General features: G+C 71.1%; 15 protein-coding genes. 7 read left to right on the top strand and 8 right to left on the bottom strand.

The genetic code is table 11. The features are described 5' to 3' along the window. Nucleotides 1–85 precede the first annotated feature (85 nt). Nucleotides 86–490: an ectoine synthase gene (locus ACZ5VD_RS23280; protein WP_266441756.1), complete on the top strand. Its 405-nt coding sequence runs from the start codon at nt 86–88 to the stop codon at nt 488–490. 7 nt (nt 491–497) lie between these two features. Next, the gene (thpD, locus tag ACZ5VD_RS23285; RefSeq protein WP_468554022.1) at nt 498–1,394 is read left to right on the top strand and encodes an ectoine hydroxylase; all 897 of its coding nucleotides are present in this window, start codon (nt 498–500) and stop codon (nt 1,392–1,394) included. Between the two features lie 109 nt (nt 1,395–1,503). Here the strand turns inward: thpD and ACZ5VD_RS23290 are convergent, their stop codons facing one another. The 7 genes from ACZ5VD_RS23290 to ACZ5VD_RS23320 form a co-directional block, all read right to left on the bottom strand. Continuing rightward, nucleotides 1,504–2,511 carry a maleylpyruvate isomerase family mycothiol-dependent enzyme gene (locus ACZ5VD_RS23290; RefSeq protein ID WP_468554419.1) on the bottom strand — a complete coding sequence of 336 codons (1,008 nt, stop codon included), beginning with the start codon at nt 2,509–2,511 and terminating at the stop codon, nt 1,504–1,506. Between the two features lie 163 nt (nt 2,512–2,674). After that, nucleotides 2,675–3,163 (bottom strand): RNA polymerase sigma factor, encoded by a 489-nt coding sequence (locus tag ACZ5VD_RS23295; protein WP_468683136.1) that lies wholly within the window; start codon nt 3,161–3,163, stop codon nt 2,675–2,677. Between the two features lie 44 nt (nt 3,164–3,207). Beyond that, complete coding sequence (locus ACZ5VD_RS23300; protein WP_468554421.1) at nt 3,208–4,269, bottom strand: aminotransferase class V-fold PLP-dependent enzyme; 1,062 nt, start codon at nt 4,267–4,269, stop codon at nt 3,208–3,210. Between the two features lie 99 nt (nt 4,270–4,368). Continuing rightward, nucleotides 4,369–5,085 carry a DsbA family oxidoreductase gene (locus tag ACZ5VD_RS23305; protein WP_468683138.1) on the bottom strand — a complete coding sequence of 239 codons (717 nt, stop codon included), beginning with the start codon at nt 5,083–5,085 and terminating at the stop codon, nt 4,369–4,371. A gap of 75 nt (nt 5,086–5,160) precedes the next feature. Next, a complete protein-coding gene (locus ACZ5VD_RS23310; RefSeq protein ID WP_468554472.1) occupies nt 5,161–5,676 on the bottom strand; it encodes a GNAT family N-acetyltransferase in 516 nt (171 codons plus the stop codon). A 49-nt stretch (nt 5,677–5,725) separates the two neighbouring features. After that, nucleotides 5,726–6,334: a DUF1349 domain-containing protein gene (locus ACZ5VD_RS23315; RefSeq protein ID WP_468554423.1), complete on the bottom strand. Its 609-nt coding sequence runs from the start codon at nt 6,332–6,334 to the stop codon at nt 5,726–5,728. Nucleotides 6,335–6,380: 46 nt separating this feature from the next. Continuing rightward, entirely contained in the window at nt 6,381–7,847 is a 1,467-nt protein-coding gene (locus ACZ5VD_RS23320; RefSeq protein ID WP_468683345.1) for an aldehyde dehydrogenase (NADP(+)), read from the bottom strand. A 183-nt stretch (nt 7,848–8,030) separates the two neighbouring features. Between ACZ5VD_RS23320 and ACZ5VD_RS23325 the strand changes: the two genes are divergently transcribed. The 3 genes from ACZ5VD_RS23325 to ACZ5VD_RS23335 all read left to right on the top strand — a co-directional run bounded on the left by ACZ5VD_RS23325 (nt 8,031) and on the right by ACZ5VD_RS23335 (nt 10,825). After that, nucleotides 8,031–8,804 carry an IclR family transcriptional regulator gene (locus ACZ5VD_RS23325; protein ID WP_468554424.1) on the top strand — a complete coding sequence of 258 codons (774 nt, stop codon included), beginning with the start codon at nt 8,031–8,033 and terminating at the stop codon, nt 8,802–8,804. A 3-nt stretch (nt 8,805–8,807) separates the two neighbouring features. Further along, on the top strand, nt 8,808–9,281 hold the full coding sequence (locus ACZ5VD_RS23330) for a GNAT family N-acetyltransferase (RefSeq protein ID WP_468554425.1): 474 nt from the start codon (nt 8,808–8,810) through the stop codon (nt 9,279–9,281). A gap of 101 nt (nt 9,282–9,382) precedes the next feature. Next, on the top strand, nt 9,383–10,825 hold the full coding sequence (locus ACZ5VD_RS23335) for a peptidoglycan D,D-transpeptidase FtsI family protein (protein ID WP_468683141.1): 1,443 nt from the start codon (nt 9,383–9,385) through the stop codon (nt 10,823–10,825). A gap of 53 nt (nt 10,826–10,878) precedes the next feature. Here the strand turns inward: ACZ5VD_RS23335 and ACZ5VD_RS23340 are convergent, their stop codons facing one another. Further along, nucleotides 10,879–12,336, bottom strand: coding sequence for an NCS2 family permease (locus tag ACZ5VD_RS23340; RefSeq protein ID WP_468683143.1), 1,458 nt, complete (start codon nt 12,334–12,336; stop codon nt 10,879–10,881). A 261-nt stretch (nt 12,337–12,597) separates the two neighbouring features. Between ACZ5VD_RS23340 and ACZ5VD_RS23345 the strand changes: the two genes are divergently transcribed. Both ACZ5VD_RS23345 and ACZ5VD_RS23350 read left to right on the top strand, forming a co-directional pair. Beyond that, entirely contained in the window at nt 12,598–13,164 is a 567-nt protein-coding gene (locus ACZ5VD_RS23345; RefSeq protein WP_468683145.1) for a SigE family RNA polymerase sigma factor, read from the top strand. Further along, a complete protein-coding gene (locus tag ACZ5VD_RS23350) occupies nt 13,161–14,021 on the top strand; it encodes a hypothetical protein (RefSeq protein ID WP_468683147.1) in 861 nt (286 codons plus the stop codon). Before ACZ5VD_RS23345 ends, ACZ5VD_RS23350 begins: the two co-directional genes overlap by 4 nt. Nucleotides 14,022–14,215: the final 194 nt, after the last annotated feature.

Raw genomic sequence — 14,215 nt, forward strand, 5'->3', positions numbered from 1 at the left:
CCGTACGGGAACACGGGAAGCCGACGGGGGCACCCGTCGGGAGACCCGACGAGAGACCCACCTATCTAGGAGGCATCGCAACACCGTGATCGTCCGTTCGTTCAAGGACATCGAAGGTACCGACCGGCATGTGAAGGCCGAGTCGGGGACCTGGGAGAGCAAGCGCATCGTCCTCGCCAAGGAGAAGGTCGGCTTCTCGCTGCACGAGACGATCCTGTACGCGGGTACGGAGACGTCGATGTGGTACGCGAACCACGTCGAGGCCGTCGTGTGCGTCGAGGGCGAGGCCGAGCTCACCGACGACGAGACCGGGCAGAAGTACACCATCACGCCCGGGACCATGTACCTGCTCGACGGCCACGAGCGGCACACGATGCGGATCAAGGAGGACTTCCGCTGCATCTGTGTCTTCAACCCGCCCGTGACCGGCCGGGAGGACCACGACGAGAACGGCGTCTACCCCCTGCTCACCGAGCCCGAGGAGGTGTGAGATCACCATGACCACCGCCACCAGGATTCCCGACCTCTACCCCAGCCGCGGCGCCACCGAGGTGGCCACCCCCCGCAAGGACCCGGTCCTCTGGTCGCCTCCGGGCACCCCCGGACCGATCGCCGACACGGAGCTCCAGTCGTTCGAGCGGGACGGCTTCCTCGCCATCGACCAGCTGGTCGGCGAGGACGAGATCGGCGTGTACCAGCGGGAGTTGGAGCGGCTCGTCACGGACCCGGCGATCCGGGCCGACGAGCGCTCCGTCGTGGAGCCGCAGTCCCAGGAGATCCGGTCCGTCTTCGAGGTGCACAAGATCAGCGAGTTGTTCGCGAAGCTCGTGCACGACGAGCGGGTCGTCGGCCGGGCCCGGCAGATCCTCGGCTCGGACGTGTACGTCCACCAGTCGCGGATCAACGTCAAGCCCGGCTTCGGCGCCAGCGGCTTCTACTGGCACTCCGACTTCGAGACCTGGCACGCCGAGGACGGTCTGCCGAACATGCGGACGGTGTCGGTCTCGATCGCGCTCACCGAGAACCACGACACCAACGGCGGGCTCATGATCATGCCGGGGTCGCACCGCACGTTCCTCGGGTGCTCGGGTGCCACGCCGAAGGACAACTACAAGAAGTCCCTCCAGATGCAGGACGCGGGCACGCCCTCGAACGAGGCGCTGACCGCGATGGCGAGCGAGCACGGCATCAAGCTGTTCACCGGCAAGGCCGGTTCGGCGACCTGGTTCGACTGCAACTGCATGCACGGCTCGGGCGACAACATCACGCCCTTCCCGCGCAGCAACGTCTTCATCGTGTTCAACAGCGTGGAGAACGAGGCGGTCGAGCCGTTCGCGGCACCGATCCGACGACCGGAGTTCATCGGAGCACGGGACTTCACGCCGGTCCGGTAGACCGACCCCGGCCGGGGGTCCGGGGGTTGCCCCCCCCCCGGAGAACGCGGCATCGGCGCAGTGAGTTTCCCGCCCGTGAGGTGAACCGGGCGAAGTGGAGCGGGTGGTGTCACAGCCAGGCCAGTGACGCCGCCCGCTCCAGCACGTTCCGTACGGCTTCCTCGTCCCCCGACGCCCCTCTGGGCACCTCGTCCGGCGTGTACCGTCCGCCGACGAGGAGACAGAAGTCGACGGGATCCAGGGTGACTTCGGCACGGACCGGCTCGTCCTCGGAGCCCAGCACCCACTGTGCGCCGCCGGTGACCGCGAACAGCACCGGCGGCGCGGTGCGTTCCAGGGCCAGGGCGAGGCCGAGGATGCGGACGGCTAGGCGGACCAGCTGCCACAGGTGGGCCTCGGGCGGTGGCGGCACGGCGAGGCCCAGCGCGCGGCCGATGTCGTCGGTGTGGATCCACACCTCGAAGGCGCGCACCAGGAAGTGCTCGGTGACCGGCAGCCGCATGCCCATCAACGTCACGGCCGGCAGGGCCGGTTCGGGCTCGCGGGCCGCCCGGGTGGCAAGCAGCGCGTCGGCCTGCGCGGCCCAGTCGGCGGCGGTCTCCTCGGGTGTACGGCCGTACTCGTGGGCGATGACCTCGGCGGTACGCCGGTTCCAGGCGTCCTCCCAGGGGAGGTCCTCATCGAGGTCCGAGGGCCGTACCCGGGTGTGGAGGCCGAGCCGGCCGGCGAGGGGTTCGTCGGCGGCGAGGAGGTGGGCGAGGGTCGCGTGCACGTCCCAGTCGTGCACCACCGGGGTGGTCCAGCGGCCCGCGGCCTCGGGCAGCAACGCCTTGAGCCCGGCGACGGCGGCGGCGTAGGGGGCGGCGTGCGCGGCGACACGGGCGGCGGCCGGGCGGGTGCGCAGGGCGAGCGGGAGCCGGCCGACGGGCCGAACGGGGGCGCCGGTCGGCGGCGGGCCGTCCAGCGGCCGTACCGTCGCGCGCAGGTGTTCCGCCTCGGCGGCGCAGGGCTCGCACTCGGCCAGGTGCGGGGTGACCCGTTTGCGGTCGGAGGGTTCCAGCGCGCCGAAGGCCCAGGCCGCCAACAGGTCCCGTACGCCCTCGTGTTCGGTGGTCACCGCACGCCCCCTCCCCCTGATTCCCTGTCCATGATGCGCCCCTTTCGCCCACCGGTTCGGGTGGGTCGGCCAAAGATTCGGCCAAGGCGCGCGGTGCGGTGCGCGGCCTGGTCCTGGCGGTGCCTTCGGGGATGCCGAGCTCGACGGTGGCCTGCCGTTGCCGTTAGGTGCGGCCCGAGAAATGGGCAAGGTGCACGACGTCCCGTTGCCGCTGCGGGAGTTCGGCGAGCGCGGAGTGCAGGAGCAGGGAGCGTTCCCGGTCGACGACGGCCTCGTCGGGGCCGGGGCGGGGTCGGGGATGGTGTGCAGGATGGCCTCGTCCACGCGGGCGTTCTTGTGGTGCTGGGCCTCGCCGCGCACCGAGTCGACGGCCCGCCGGTGGGCGAGCACGGACAGCCGGGTGCGCAGGGGTGCCCCGGCCCGCGTCGAAGGCGTAGGGCCTGCTCCGCAGCTGGGCGGACACCTCCTGCGCCACGTCCTCGGCGGCGCCGGGGCTGCGGGAGACGCGCGGGGCCACCCGCCGCCCCGGTCCGCCGTACGCCGGGGAGGCCTCGGTCGGCGCGGACCCGTCGCCGTGGACCGGCCGCCGGTGCGGTTCCGCGTCGGCGGACGGTTCGACGGACGTCCCGCCCGTGGACTCCGACAGCACCACCCCTGTGCCCCTCCCGACGTCCCGGGCGGGTCCGCGCCACCGGTTCAGCCGGACAGGACGTCCAGCAGCCGGTCCACGTCGGCGGTCGTGTTGTACACGTGGAAGGAGGCACGCAGGTTGCCCGCGCGGTCGGAGACCTGGATGCCCGCGTCGGCCAACTCGCCCTGCCGCCGGCCGAGTCCGGGTACCGACACGATCGCCGAGCCGGGCGCGGGCAGCGGTTCGTGGCCGAGGCCGGCGAGCCCTGTGCGGAACCGGTCGGCGAGGGCCAGGTCGTGGGCGTGCACGGCGTCGACGCCGAGTTCCTCGACGAGTTCGAGGCAGTGGCGCATCCCGGTGTACGGGAAGAGGGCCGGGGGCAGGTCGAAGCGCCGGGCGGAGTGGGCGAGTTCGACGACGGGGCCGTAGCAGTTGTCCCAGGGGTTCTCCGCCGCGACCCAGCCCGCCAGGATCGGGGTCAGTGCGCCGAAGTCCTCCGGGACGACGAGGAAGCTCACTCCGTGCGGCCCGAACAGCCACTTGTATCCGACGCAGACGGTGTAGTCGTAGGCGTCGGCGTCGATCGCCAGCCAGCCGGCGGACTGGGAGACGTCGAGGTAGGTGCGGGTGCCGTGGGCCCGGGCCGCGTCCCTCAGGGCGGGCAGGTCGGCGATCCGGCCGTCGGCGGACTGGGCGGAGCTGACCGCGACGAGGGCGGTGCCGTGGCGGACGGACTCGGCGAGCCGCTCCAGCGGCACGGTCCGGACCTTGAGGTCGCCGCGGGCGTGGAAGGGGTTCACCACGGAGGTGAAGTCGTTCTCGGCGGTGAGGACTTCGGCGCCCGCGGGCAGCGAGGCGGCGACCACTCCGGTGTACGCGGTGACCGAGGACCCGGCCGCGACCCGGCCGACCGGGACGCCGGCCAGCCGGGCGAAGGCGGCCCGGGCGGCCTCCAGGTCCTCGAACAGCGGGGTCGTCGACCGGCCCTCGGCCTTCAGCAGCACGGCCTCGTGCAGAGCGGCGACGGCGCGGGTGGGCAGCAGTCCGTTGCTCGCGGTGTTCAGAAAGGTGCTCTTCGGGGCGAACTCGGTCCGGACGAGGCTCTCGAAGCTTTCCGTGGTCTCCATGGATCCACTGTGACTCCCGGCGGACCTCCGGTCCATTGCGCGTTTCTGCGTCGGTTCCCCAAGGAGCGCTTATACGCCCGCCCCGACCTGCGTGTCTGTTCAGTTCTGCGGTACCGCGCACCCGTCGGGACCGCACGCCTGCGCGTCCTCCTGGTCGATCAGCCGCAGCGGCGGGCGCTCGCCCCAGGCCTGGGTCAGCGCCTGGGTGAAGACCTCGGCGGGCTGGGCGCCGGAGACGCCGAACTTGCGGTCGAGGACGAAGAAGGGCACGCCGTTCGCGCCGAGTTCGGCGGCCTCGCGTTCGTCGGCGCGGACCTCGTCGGCGTAGGCGGTGGGGTCGGCGAGCACCTCGCGGACGGCGTCGGCGTCGAGGCCCGCGGCGACGGCCAGTTCCACGAGCCGCTCGTCGCCCTCGGCGAAGACGGACCGTTCCTCGGCGAAGTTGGCCCGGTACAGCAGGCCGAGCAGCTCGTCCTGGCAGCCCTCGGCCTTGGCGAGGTGGAGGAGGCGGTGCATGTCGAAGGTGCTGCCGTGATCCCGGTCCCGGGTGCGGTAGTCCAGCCCCTCGGCGGCGGCCTGGGTCCCGAGGTTCTCCTCGCCGGCCTGGGCCTGTGCCTGGCTCATGCCGTACTTCTTGGTGAGCATCGTGATCACGGGCTGGATGTCGCCCTTGTCGCGTCCGGGGTCCAGCTCGAAGGAGCGGTGGACCACCTCGACCTGCTCGCGGTGCGGGAAGGCCTCCAGGGCCTTCTCGAAGCGGGCCTTGCCCACGTAGCACCAGGGGCAGGCGATGTCGCTCCAGATCTCGACGCGCATGTTCTCGGCTCTCTCCAGGTCGTCCGGGCGCGGGGGTTCCCTCCGCCGGTTGCCTGAACGTTCAATCAGTCTGTTTCATTCCCCGGTGACGCCGTACCGCAGGCCGTACCGCAGGGAGAGGTGGTGGTCTCCCGGGCCCGCCGGCCGCCGCGGATCGGGCGTCCAGCCCTGCCGGGCGTAGAACGCCCGGGCCCGCCGGTTGTCGACATGCACGTCGAGCACGGCCGCCCGCCTGCCGTCGGCCCGCCACTGCTCCACGCAGGCCGCGTGCAGGGCGGTGCCGACACCGGAGCGCCAGTGGTCGGGGTCGACGTGGAACTGGAACAGTCCGACCGTGTCCGCGGGCCCGCCCTCGGGCGTACGGAACGAGGCGAGTCCCACGATCCGGCCCCGCTCGACCGCGACCAGCACCTGTCCGGCGGGGCGCTCGACGGCTTCGCGCCAGGCGGCGGCCCAGTCGGTGCCGTCGTCGGGGATGCCGTCCGGGTAGTACGTGGCCCGGGCCCGCGCGTGCAGCGCGGTCACCGCCTCGGCCTCGGCGGGTACGGCGGTCCTGATCACCAGGGACTCGACGGTCCGGCGTGTTCTGATCACGCGGCGGAGGACGCGGGCGGGGCGGCTGTGGTTCCCGGACGGACGGTCAGGTTCCGTCGCGCAGGTCGTCCGGCCAGGTGGACCGGAACTCGATGTGGTCGTAGGTCACCACACACCCCTCCCCCATCGGCGACTGCGTCATGAAGCCGACCAGGGCCGCGCCGGTCTCCTTCTCGTCGCCGAGGGTGAAGAGGCGGACGAAGATCCAGCGCTTTCCGTCACGGGAGGCGTGGAAGGCGAGGGTGCGGCCGGTGCGGCTCACCCTGAACCAGACGGAACTGCCCTCCACCGTCCAGGCGTTGGCGTCGTCGGAGTGTCCCCGGGTGACCACCGTGCAGACGGTGGGCACGTCCGGGGAGTACTCCAGGCACAGCTTGGCCCAGGCCCGTTCGCCGACATGGACGTACAGCGCCCCCGCGTCGAAGGACCCGGCGAACCCCACGGTGACGCGTGCTATCAGCTGGAAGTCGCCTTCGGGCGACCCGAGCAGGCGGGGCGCGTCGGAGGCGGGGTCCAGCCCCTCACCGGCGGGCGGCACGAACCGGTCGTGGCGCGGGCCGGCCCATCCGGTGAGGACACCGTCGTCGTGGGACCAGTTGCCGTTGGGGCCGTACGTACGAAGGAGGAAGGGCAGTTCGGGAAGTTCGACGTCCATCGTCAGAGCTTCCCAGTTTCCCCTGCTCCGTGCGGCCCTTGTGGGATCAGCGTTCGAGGCTGCCGTTGAACCGACGCGGCACCCCGAGCGGGTTGGCGTCCCGCAGCTCCGCCGGAAGCAGCGCCTCCGGTGCGCCCTGGTACGCCACCGGCCGCAGCCACCGTTCGATCGCGGTGCCGCCGACCGACGTCGACGTGGAGGTCGTCGCCGGGTACGGGCCGCCGTGGTGCTGGGCCGCCGCGACGGCCACGCCGGTCGGCCAGCCGTTCACCAGCACGCGCCCGGCCAGCGGTGTCAGTTCCGCCAGGATCTCCGCGCCGCGTCCCTCGCCGGCCGACTCCTCCTCCGACAGGTGGACCGTCGCGGTGAGGTTGCCGGGCAGGCGGGAGAGCACGGCCTGCGCCTGGGCGTCGTCGTCGTAGCGGACCACGACCGTCACGGGACCGAAGCACTCCTCCAGGAGGAGGTCGTAGGCGCTCTCGCTGGTCAGCTTCTGTGCCGCCACCGTCAGGAAGCCCGCGCTCACCGTGTGCTCGCCGCCCGCGCCCGGCGTCACCGGCGAGTCGACGTCGGGGAGTTCGGCCCGCTCGGCCACGCCCGCGACGAAGTTGTCCCGCATGCGGTGGTCGAGGAGGACGCCGGCGTCGGTGTCGCTGACGGCGTCGGTCAGCGACTTCAGCAGACGGTCGCCCGCCGCGCCGGACGGGGCCAGGACGAGGCCCGGCTTCACACAGAACTGGCCGACTCCCAGCGTCATCGAACCGGCGAGGCCCGCGCCGATCGCCTCGGCGCGCTCGGCGGCGGCGGCCTCCGTGATCACGACGGGGTTCAGCGAGCCCAGCTCGCCGTGGAAGGGGATCGGCACCGGACGGGCCGCGGCGGCGTCGAACAGGGCACGGCCGCCCCGGACGGAGCCGGTGAAGCCCGCGGCGGCGACCAGCGGGTGCTTGATCAGCTCGATGCCCGCCTCGAAGCCGTGGACCAGGCCCACGACGCCCTGCGGGATGTCGTGCGCGGCGGCGGCGCGGCGCAGCACCGACGCGACCAGCTCGGACAGCCCCGGGTGGTCGGGGTGGGCCTTGACGACGACGGGGCAGCCCGCGGCCAGCGCGCTCGCGGTGTCACCGCCGGCCACCGAGAAGGCGAAGGGGAAGTTGGACGCCGAGTAGACGGCGACGACACCGAGCGGCACCTTGTAGCGGCGCAGGTCCGGGATCGGCGGGGTCGCGGTGGCGTCGGGGTGGTTGATGACGACGTCGAGGAAGGCGCCCTCGTCGACGATGTCCGCGAAGGCCCGCAGCTGGTAGCAGGTGCGGGCGAGTTCGCCGGTCAGCCGGACCGGGCCGAGCGCGGTCTCGGCGTCGGCGGCCTCGACGAGGTGGTCCTTGGACGCCTCCAGGCCGTCGGCCGCGGCGCGCAGGAACGCGGAGCGGACCGCCCGGTCGGCGAGGGAGGCACGCGCGGCGTGCGCGGCACGGACGGCCGCGTCCACCTCCTGGGCTGTGGCCTCCACCGCAACCTGTTCCCGCTGCTTCCCGGTTCGGGGGTCGACACTCCAGACTGGTGCTGCTGCCACCGCGGTCCCTCCACGTATTGCTGGGTCATTCACCAGGGTCGTTCGATATGCTGAACGCTGTCTCTGATGATGAATATGCTGTCGGAGACTATTTCCCGTCGAACGAAGGGGTCAAGGGCGATGTCGGCAGCCGAGACAGGCGGCGGGGCACAGGTCAAATCCGCGGTACGGACCGTTGAACTGCTGGAGTACTTCGCCGGACGCCCCGGCATGCACTCCCTGGCGGCGGTCCAGGAGGCCGTGGGGTACCCCAAGTCCAGCCTGTACATGCTGCTGCGCACCCTGGTGGAGCTGGGCTGGGTGGAGACCGACGCGACCGGCACCCGGTACGGCATCGGTGTCCGGGCACTGCTCGTCGGCACCTCGTACATCGACGGCGACGAGGTGGTCGCGGCGGCCCGCCCGACGCTGGACCGCCTCTCGGACGACACCACGGAGACCATCCACCTGGCCCGCCTGGACGGCACCAACGTCGTCTATCTCGCCACCCGCCAGTCGCAGCACTACCTGCGCCCCTTCACCCGGGTCGGCCGCCGGCTCCCGGCCCACTCGACGTCCCTCGGCAAGGCGCTGCTGAGCACCTACGCGGACGAGCAGGTCCGCAAGCTGCTCCCGGAGACGCTGCCCGCGCTCACCGAGCACACCATCACCGACCGGGAGAAGCTCATCGAGGAGCTGCACCAGATCCGGGAGCAGGGCTTCTCCGTGGACCGCGAGGAGAACACCCTCGGGCTGCGCTGCTTCGGTGTGGCGATCCCGTACCGCACCCCGGCACGGGACGCGATCAGCTGCTCGGTGCCGGTGGCGCGGCTCACCCCGGCGCACGAGCAGCTGGTGAAGGACGCCCTGTTCGACGCCCGTGACCGGCTGACGCTCGCCACCCGGAGGCTCTGAACGATGCAGGTCGACCTCCGCCCGGTCCACGACAGCGACCTGCCGGTCTTCTTCCGGCAGCTCAACGACCCCGAGGCGCTGCGCATGGCGGCCTTCACCCCACGGGATCCGGCCGACCGGGACGCCTTCGAGGCCCAGTGGAAGCGCCAGAGGTCCTCCGCCGACGTGGTGGTGCGTACGGTGCTGGCCGACGGTGACGTGGTGGGCAGCGCGGCGGTGTACGGAGAGCCGGGCGAGCGCGAGGTCACCTACTGGATCGACCGCGCCTACTGGGGCAAGGGCATCGCCACCGCCGCCCTGACCGCACTCCTGGCCGAGGTGCCGGAACGCCCGCTGTACGCCCGCGCCGCCGCCGACAACGAGGCTTCGCTGCGCGTCCTGGCCACGTGCGGATTCCGGCTCACCGCCCGGACCACGGGCTACGCGAACGCCCGCGCCGAGGAGATCGACGAAGTCGTGCTGACGCTGGAGGGCTGAGCCGCCCCGGCCCCGGCCCGGCGGGACTTTCATGAACAGGCGATGAGAAATCCGGTGGGAAGGGAACGATCCCCTCACTCCGGCTCGTCCTTCTGAGCGGGATGAACAAAACGATCAGGCGCGCCTCCGTCTTCATACTGCTCCTGGTGTTCGCTCTGTTGTTCAGGGCGACCTGGGTGCAGTTCTACGACGCCAAGGCGCTCGCAGACGACAAGGACAACCGGCGCAACGCGATCGAGCTGTACAGCGCGCCGCTCGGCAACATCGTGGTGGGCGGCAGATCGGTCACCGGCTCGGCGCCGACGAGCGGCGACCTCAAGTACAAGCGGACGTACACGAACGGCAAGCTGTACGCGGCCGTCACCGGCTACAGCTCGCAGGCGTACGGGGCGACGCAACTGGAGGGCATCTACCAGAACCTGCTCGACGGCACGGACACCCGGCTGAAGACCGTGATGGACACCGTCACCGACAAGCGGGCCGACCCGGGCAACGTGATCACGACGATCGACCCGTCCGTGCAGAAGGCGGCGTACGACGCGCTCGGTGACAACAAGGGCGCCGCCGTCGCGATCGACCCGGCCACGGGCCGGATCCTCGCGGTCGCCTCGACCCCGTCGTACGACCCCTCGAAGCTCACCACGGGCGAGGGCGACGCCTGGTCGCAGCTGACCAAGGACTCCGAGAAGCCGATGACGAACCGGGCGCTGCGCCAGCCGCTGCCGCCGGGCTCGACGTTCAAGCTGGTCGTGGCCGCGGCGGCGCTGGAGGACGGGCTGTACTCGTCGGTGGACGAGAAGACCGACAGCCCGAACCCGTACCAACTGCCGCTGTCGACGGACGTGCTGTCGAACGAGAACCCCTCGGCGCCCTGCGAGAACGCCTCGATCCGGGTGGCCCTGCAGTACTCCTGCAACAACGTCTTCGCGAAGATGGCCGTCGACCTGGGTGATGCCGAGGTCCGGGCGACCGCGGAGAAGTTCGGGTTCAACGACGCCACGCAGGACGTCCCGGTGCGGGCGTACGAGAGCGTCTACCCCAAGGACATGGACAAGGCGCAGACGGCGCTGTCGGGCATCGGCCAGTTCGACGTGACGGCGACGCCGCTGCAGATGGCCATGGTCTCGGCGGCGATAGCCAACGGCGGCAAGCTGGTCTCGCCGCACATGGTGTCCCAGATCACCGACAGCGGCGGTGACGTCCTGGAGAACTACGACGACGACACGGACACCAAGGAGATCGTCAGCTCCTCCACCGCCGAGCAGTTGCAGTCGGCGATGCAGACGGTCGTCGAGGAGGGCACCGGAACGAACGCGCAGATCTCCGGCGCGACGGTCGGCGGCAAGACCGGTACGGCCCAGCACGGCGAGAACAACAGCAAGACGCCGTACGCCTGGTTCACCTCGTACGGCAAGGCCGACGGCAAGGAGGTCGCCGTCGCGGTGATCGTGGAGCAGTCGAACGCGGCCCGGTCGGAGGTCAGCGGCAACGGGCTGGCCGCGCCGGTCGCCAAGGCCGTGATGGAAGCGGCGCTGAAGAACTGACGAAGCAGGGGGACGGTCGCGCCTCGGTCGCCGCAGACCGTCCCCCGGGCCCGCTACCTCGCGCCGAGGATCTGCTCGATCGGGTTGATCGCGAAGTACACCAGGAACAGCGCCGAGGTCGCCCACAGCAGCCAGTGGATCTCCCTGGCCCTGCCGAGGACCGTCTTGATCACCACGTAGGCGAGGAAGCCCGCGCCGATGCCGTTGGTGATGGAGTACGTGAAGGGCATCACGGCGATGGTCAGGAACGCCGGGATGGCGATCTCGTACCGGTCCCAGTCGATGTTCTTGACCTGGGTCATCATCAGGAAGCCGACGGCGACCAGGGCCGGGGCGGCCGCCTGGAGCGGCACGATGGTGAGCAGCGGGGTCAGGAACAGCGCGAGGCCGAACATGGAGCCGGTGACCAGGTTGGAGAAGCCGGTGCGCGAGCCCTCGCCGACGCCGGCCGCCGACTCGATGTAGGAGGTGGCCGAAGAGGACGAGGCCGCGCCGCCCGCGACCGCCGCGACACCGTCGATGAGCAGGACCCGGCTGAGGCCGGGCACCTTGCCCTCGTCGTCGAGCAGTCCGGCCTCGGCGCTGATGCCGACGACGGTGCCCATGGTGTCGAAGAAGTCGGACAGGATCAGCGTGAAGATCAGCAGGACGACGGTGACGACGCCGACACCGGCCGCGTCGAAGGCCCCGAACAGGCTGAAGTGACCGAGGAGCCCGAAGTCGGGGGTGTCGACCACCTTGTCGGGCCAGGCGGGTGTGGTCAGGCCCCAGGCCTTGATGTCGGCGACGGCGTTGATGATCATCGCGACGATCGTCATGGTGACGATGCTGATCAGGATGGCGCCCTTGACCTTGCGGGCGAGCAGGCCGATCGTCAGCAGCACGCCGAGGCAGAAGACGAGGATCGGCCAGCCGGTGAGGGTGCCGGTGGCGCCGAGCTGGACCGGGACCGTGGTGCCCGCGATGTCGGGGATCCGGCTGACGAAGCCGGCGTCGACGAAGCCGATGAAGGCGATGAACAGGCCGATGCCGACGCTGATGGCCTGCTTGAGGGGTTGCGGGATGGCGTGCATGACCGCCTCGCGCAGCCCGGTCAGCACCAGCACGCAGATCAGCAGGCCTTCGAGGACGACCAGGCCCATCGCGTCGTCCCAGCTCATCAGCGGGGCGATCTGGAAGGCGACGACCGCGTTCAGGCCGAGACCGGCGGCGAGGGCGAGGGGCAGGTTGCCGCCGACGCCCATGATGATCGTCATGACGGCGGCCACCAGGGCGGTGGCGGTGGTCAGTTGGACCGCGTCCAGCTGGTGGCCGAACTTGTCCTTGGCGCTGCCGAGGATGAGGGGATTCAGGACAAGGATGTAGGCCATGGTGAAGAACGTGGCGAAGCCGCCGCGTATCTCACGGGCGAAGGTGGATCCCCGCTCGGAGATCTTGAAGAACCGGTCGACGCTGTTCGTCGCGGGTGGCGGGCCGCTCGGCCGGTCGGCCACCTTCTGCGGTTCGGACATGGTTGCTGCTCCTTGTTGCCTGAATGATCGGTGCGCGGGTGCTGGCTGGATTGTTCCCTCGATGAACCCGTTGCAGGTTTTCCCCGTGTTACGGAATCAGGGTCGGGGGACCATACAGCGTTCGAAGGCCCGTACGAACCCAGTGATCGGTCACTGCTACGCTTCCGGATCTCGTCCGGAGACCCGCCGGATGATCACGTGTCATCCACATGACGCACACCGGCGTCCGAGGACGCTTCCGCCGCCGTGAGGAGAGGCCCCGTGGGCACAGTCGTCGACGACGCCGCCTCCGTGGAGTTCCACGCCTTCTTCGAACGTCACTACGCCGAACTGTCCCGCCTCGCCCATCTGTTGACAGGCGAGGCCGATGCCGCCGACGACCTGGCGGCGGACGCGCTGCTGGCACTGTGGCACCGCTGGGACCGGGTCCGCGCGGCCGACCATCCGGTGGCGTACGCCCGGGGCGTCGTCGCCAACCTGGCCCGCACCCGGATCCGCAGCGCGGTCCGCGAGCGGCGGCGCGTCGCGCTGTTCTGGTCGCAACGCGAGGAGAAAACCGAGAACCCGGACGTGGCCGGCGTGGTGGACGTCCAGGGGGCGTTGCGCGGACTGCCGTTCCGCAAACGGGCGTGTGTGGTGCTGCGGCACGCGTTCGACCTCTCCGAGAAGGACACCGCGCTCGCCCTCGGGATCTCCGTCGGTACGGTGAAGAGCCAGACCTCCAAGGGCATGGCGGAGTTGCAGCGGCTGCTCGGCCCGCAGGCCCCACCGCTTAGAGTGCATGCGGCGATGGCGCGCACCAGTGACGCTGCGGGAGGGGACCGATGACGACGCAGCGGGACGTGCACGAGAAGCTGCGCGCCCGGCTGCACGAGGCGGCCGGGACGCACGAACCCGACCGCGCGCGCATCCTGGCCCGCGTCGAGCGCGGCATGAGCGAGCAGACCCGCACCGGCCGCCTCGACCACGAGCCGGCGCGTCCGCCGGTGTTCGGCTGGGTGCGGGTGGTCGCCGCCACCGCCGCGGTCGCGGGTGTACTCGGTGTCGGCGGTTACGCGGTGGCGTCCGCGGTCAAGGAGGACACGCCCCCGCAGAAGTCGGTCGTGGCGACGGTGACACCGTCCCCGGACGCCACCAGCCGTGCGCCCGCCCCGCCGCCGGATCCGACGCCGAGCGCCCCCGAGACCTCCCGCGAGCCCAGTGGTTCGCCGTCGGGGACGCCGAGTGCGAAGGCCACCACCGAGGCGCCCGCCACCTCCGGCGGTTCCGCGGACAAGGACGGCCCGCTGTGGTCGGACGGTTCGGTGGACCCGCACAGCAACGAGTTCTGGGCGCAGAGCAACGTGACGGTGAGGACGAGCGGGAAACTCACCGCGCTCACCGTCCGGTTGAAGGTCAGGCAGACCGGCGGGGTCACCTCGGCCGGTGCCTGGCGGTCCGCTCCGGAGGACGACTTCACCCTGACGGTCGCCGAGGAGAACGGCTTCCTCGTCTACACCTGGGTGCTCAAGCCGGACCGCACGGTGTGGCCGGGCGACTGGGTGTTCGCGGGCCAGTACGACCACGACCGCGGCGGCCGGGACGCGAAAGACGACGCCTACGAGATCACCGCCACCGTGGGGGGCCAACAGCGTTCCGTGTCCGGCGACTTCGCCGCCCAGGCGGACGACGAGGGCGACTCGTAGAAAGTTTCCGAAACGGCGGCAACCTTTTGCCCCGCGGTGGCGACCGGCAGGAGGACAGTCCGGCCAAGCCCCCCTTGGGCCGGACCGATCCCCTGCTGGTCGAGCCCCCCTCGGCCGGTGAGAGGGAGGCCCCCGCCGGTGACGACCGGCGGGGGCCTCCCGCGTCCCGTACTCATGTCACGCACTCATTTCAC

It is taken from the genome of Streptomyces sp. NPDC032822 (genome assembly GCF_055578825.1).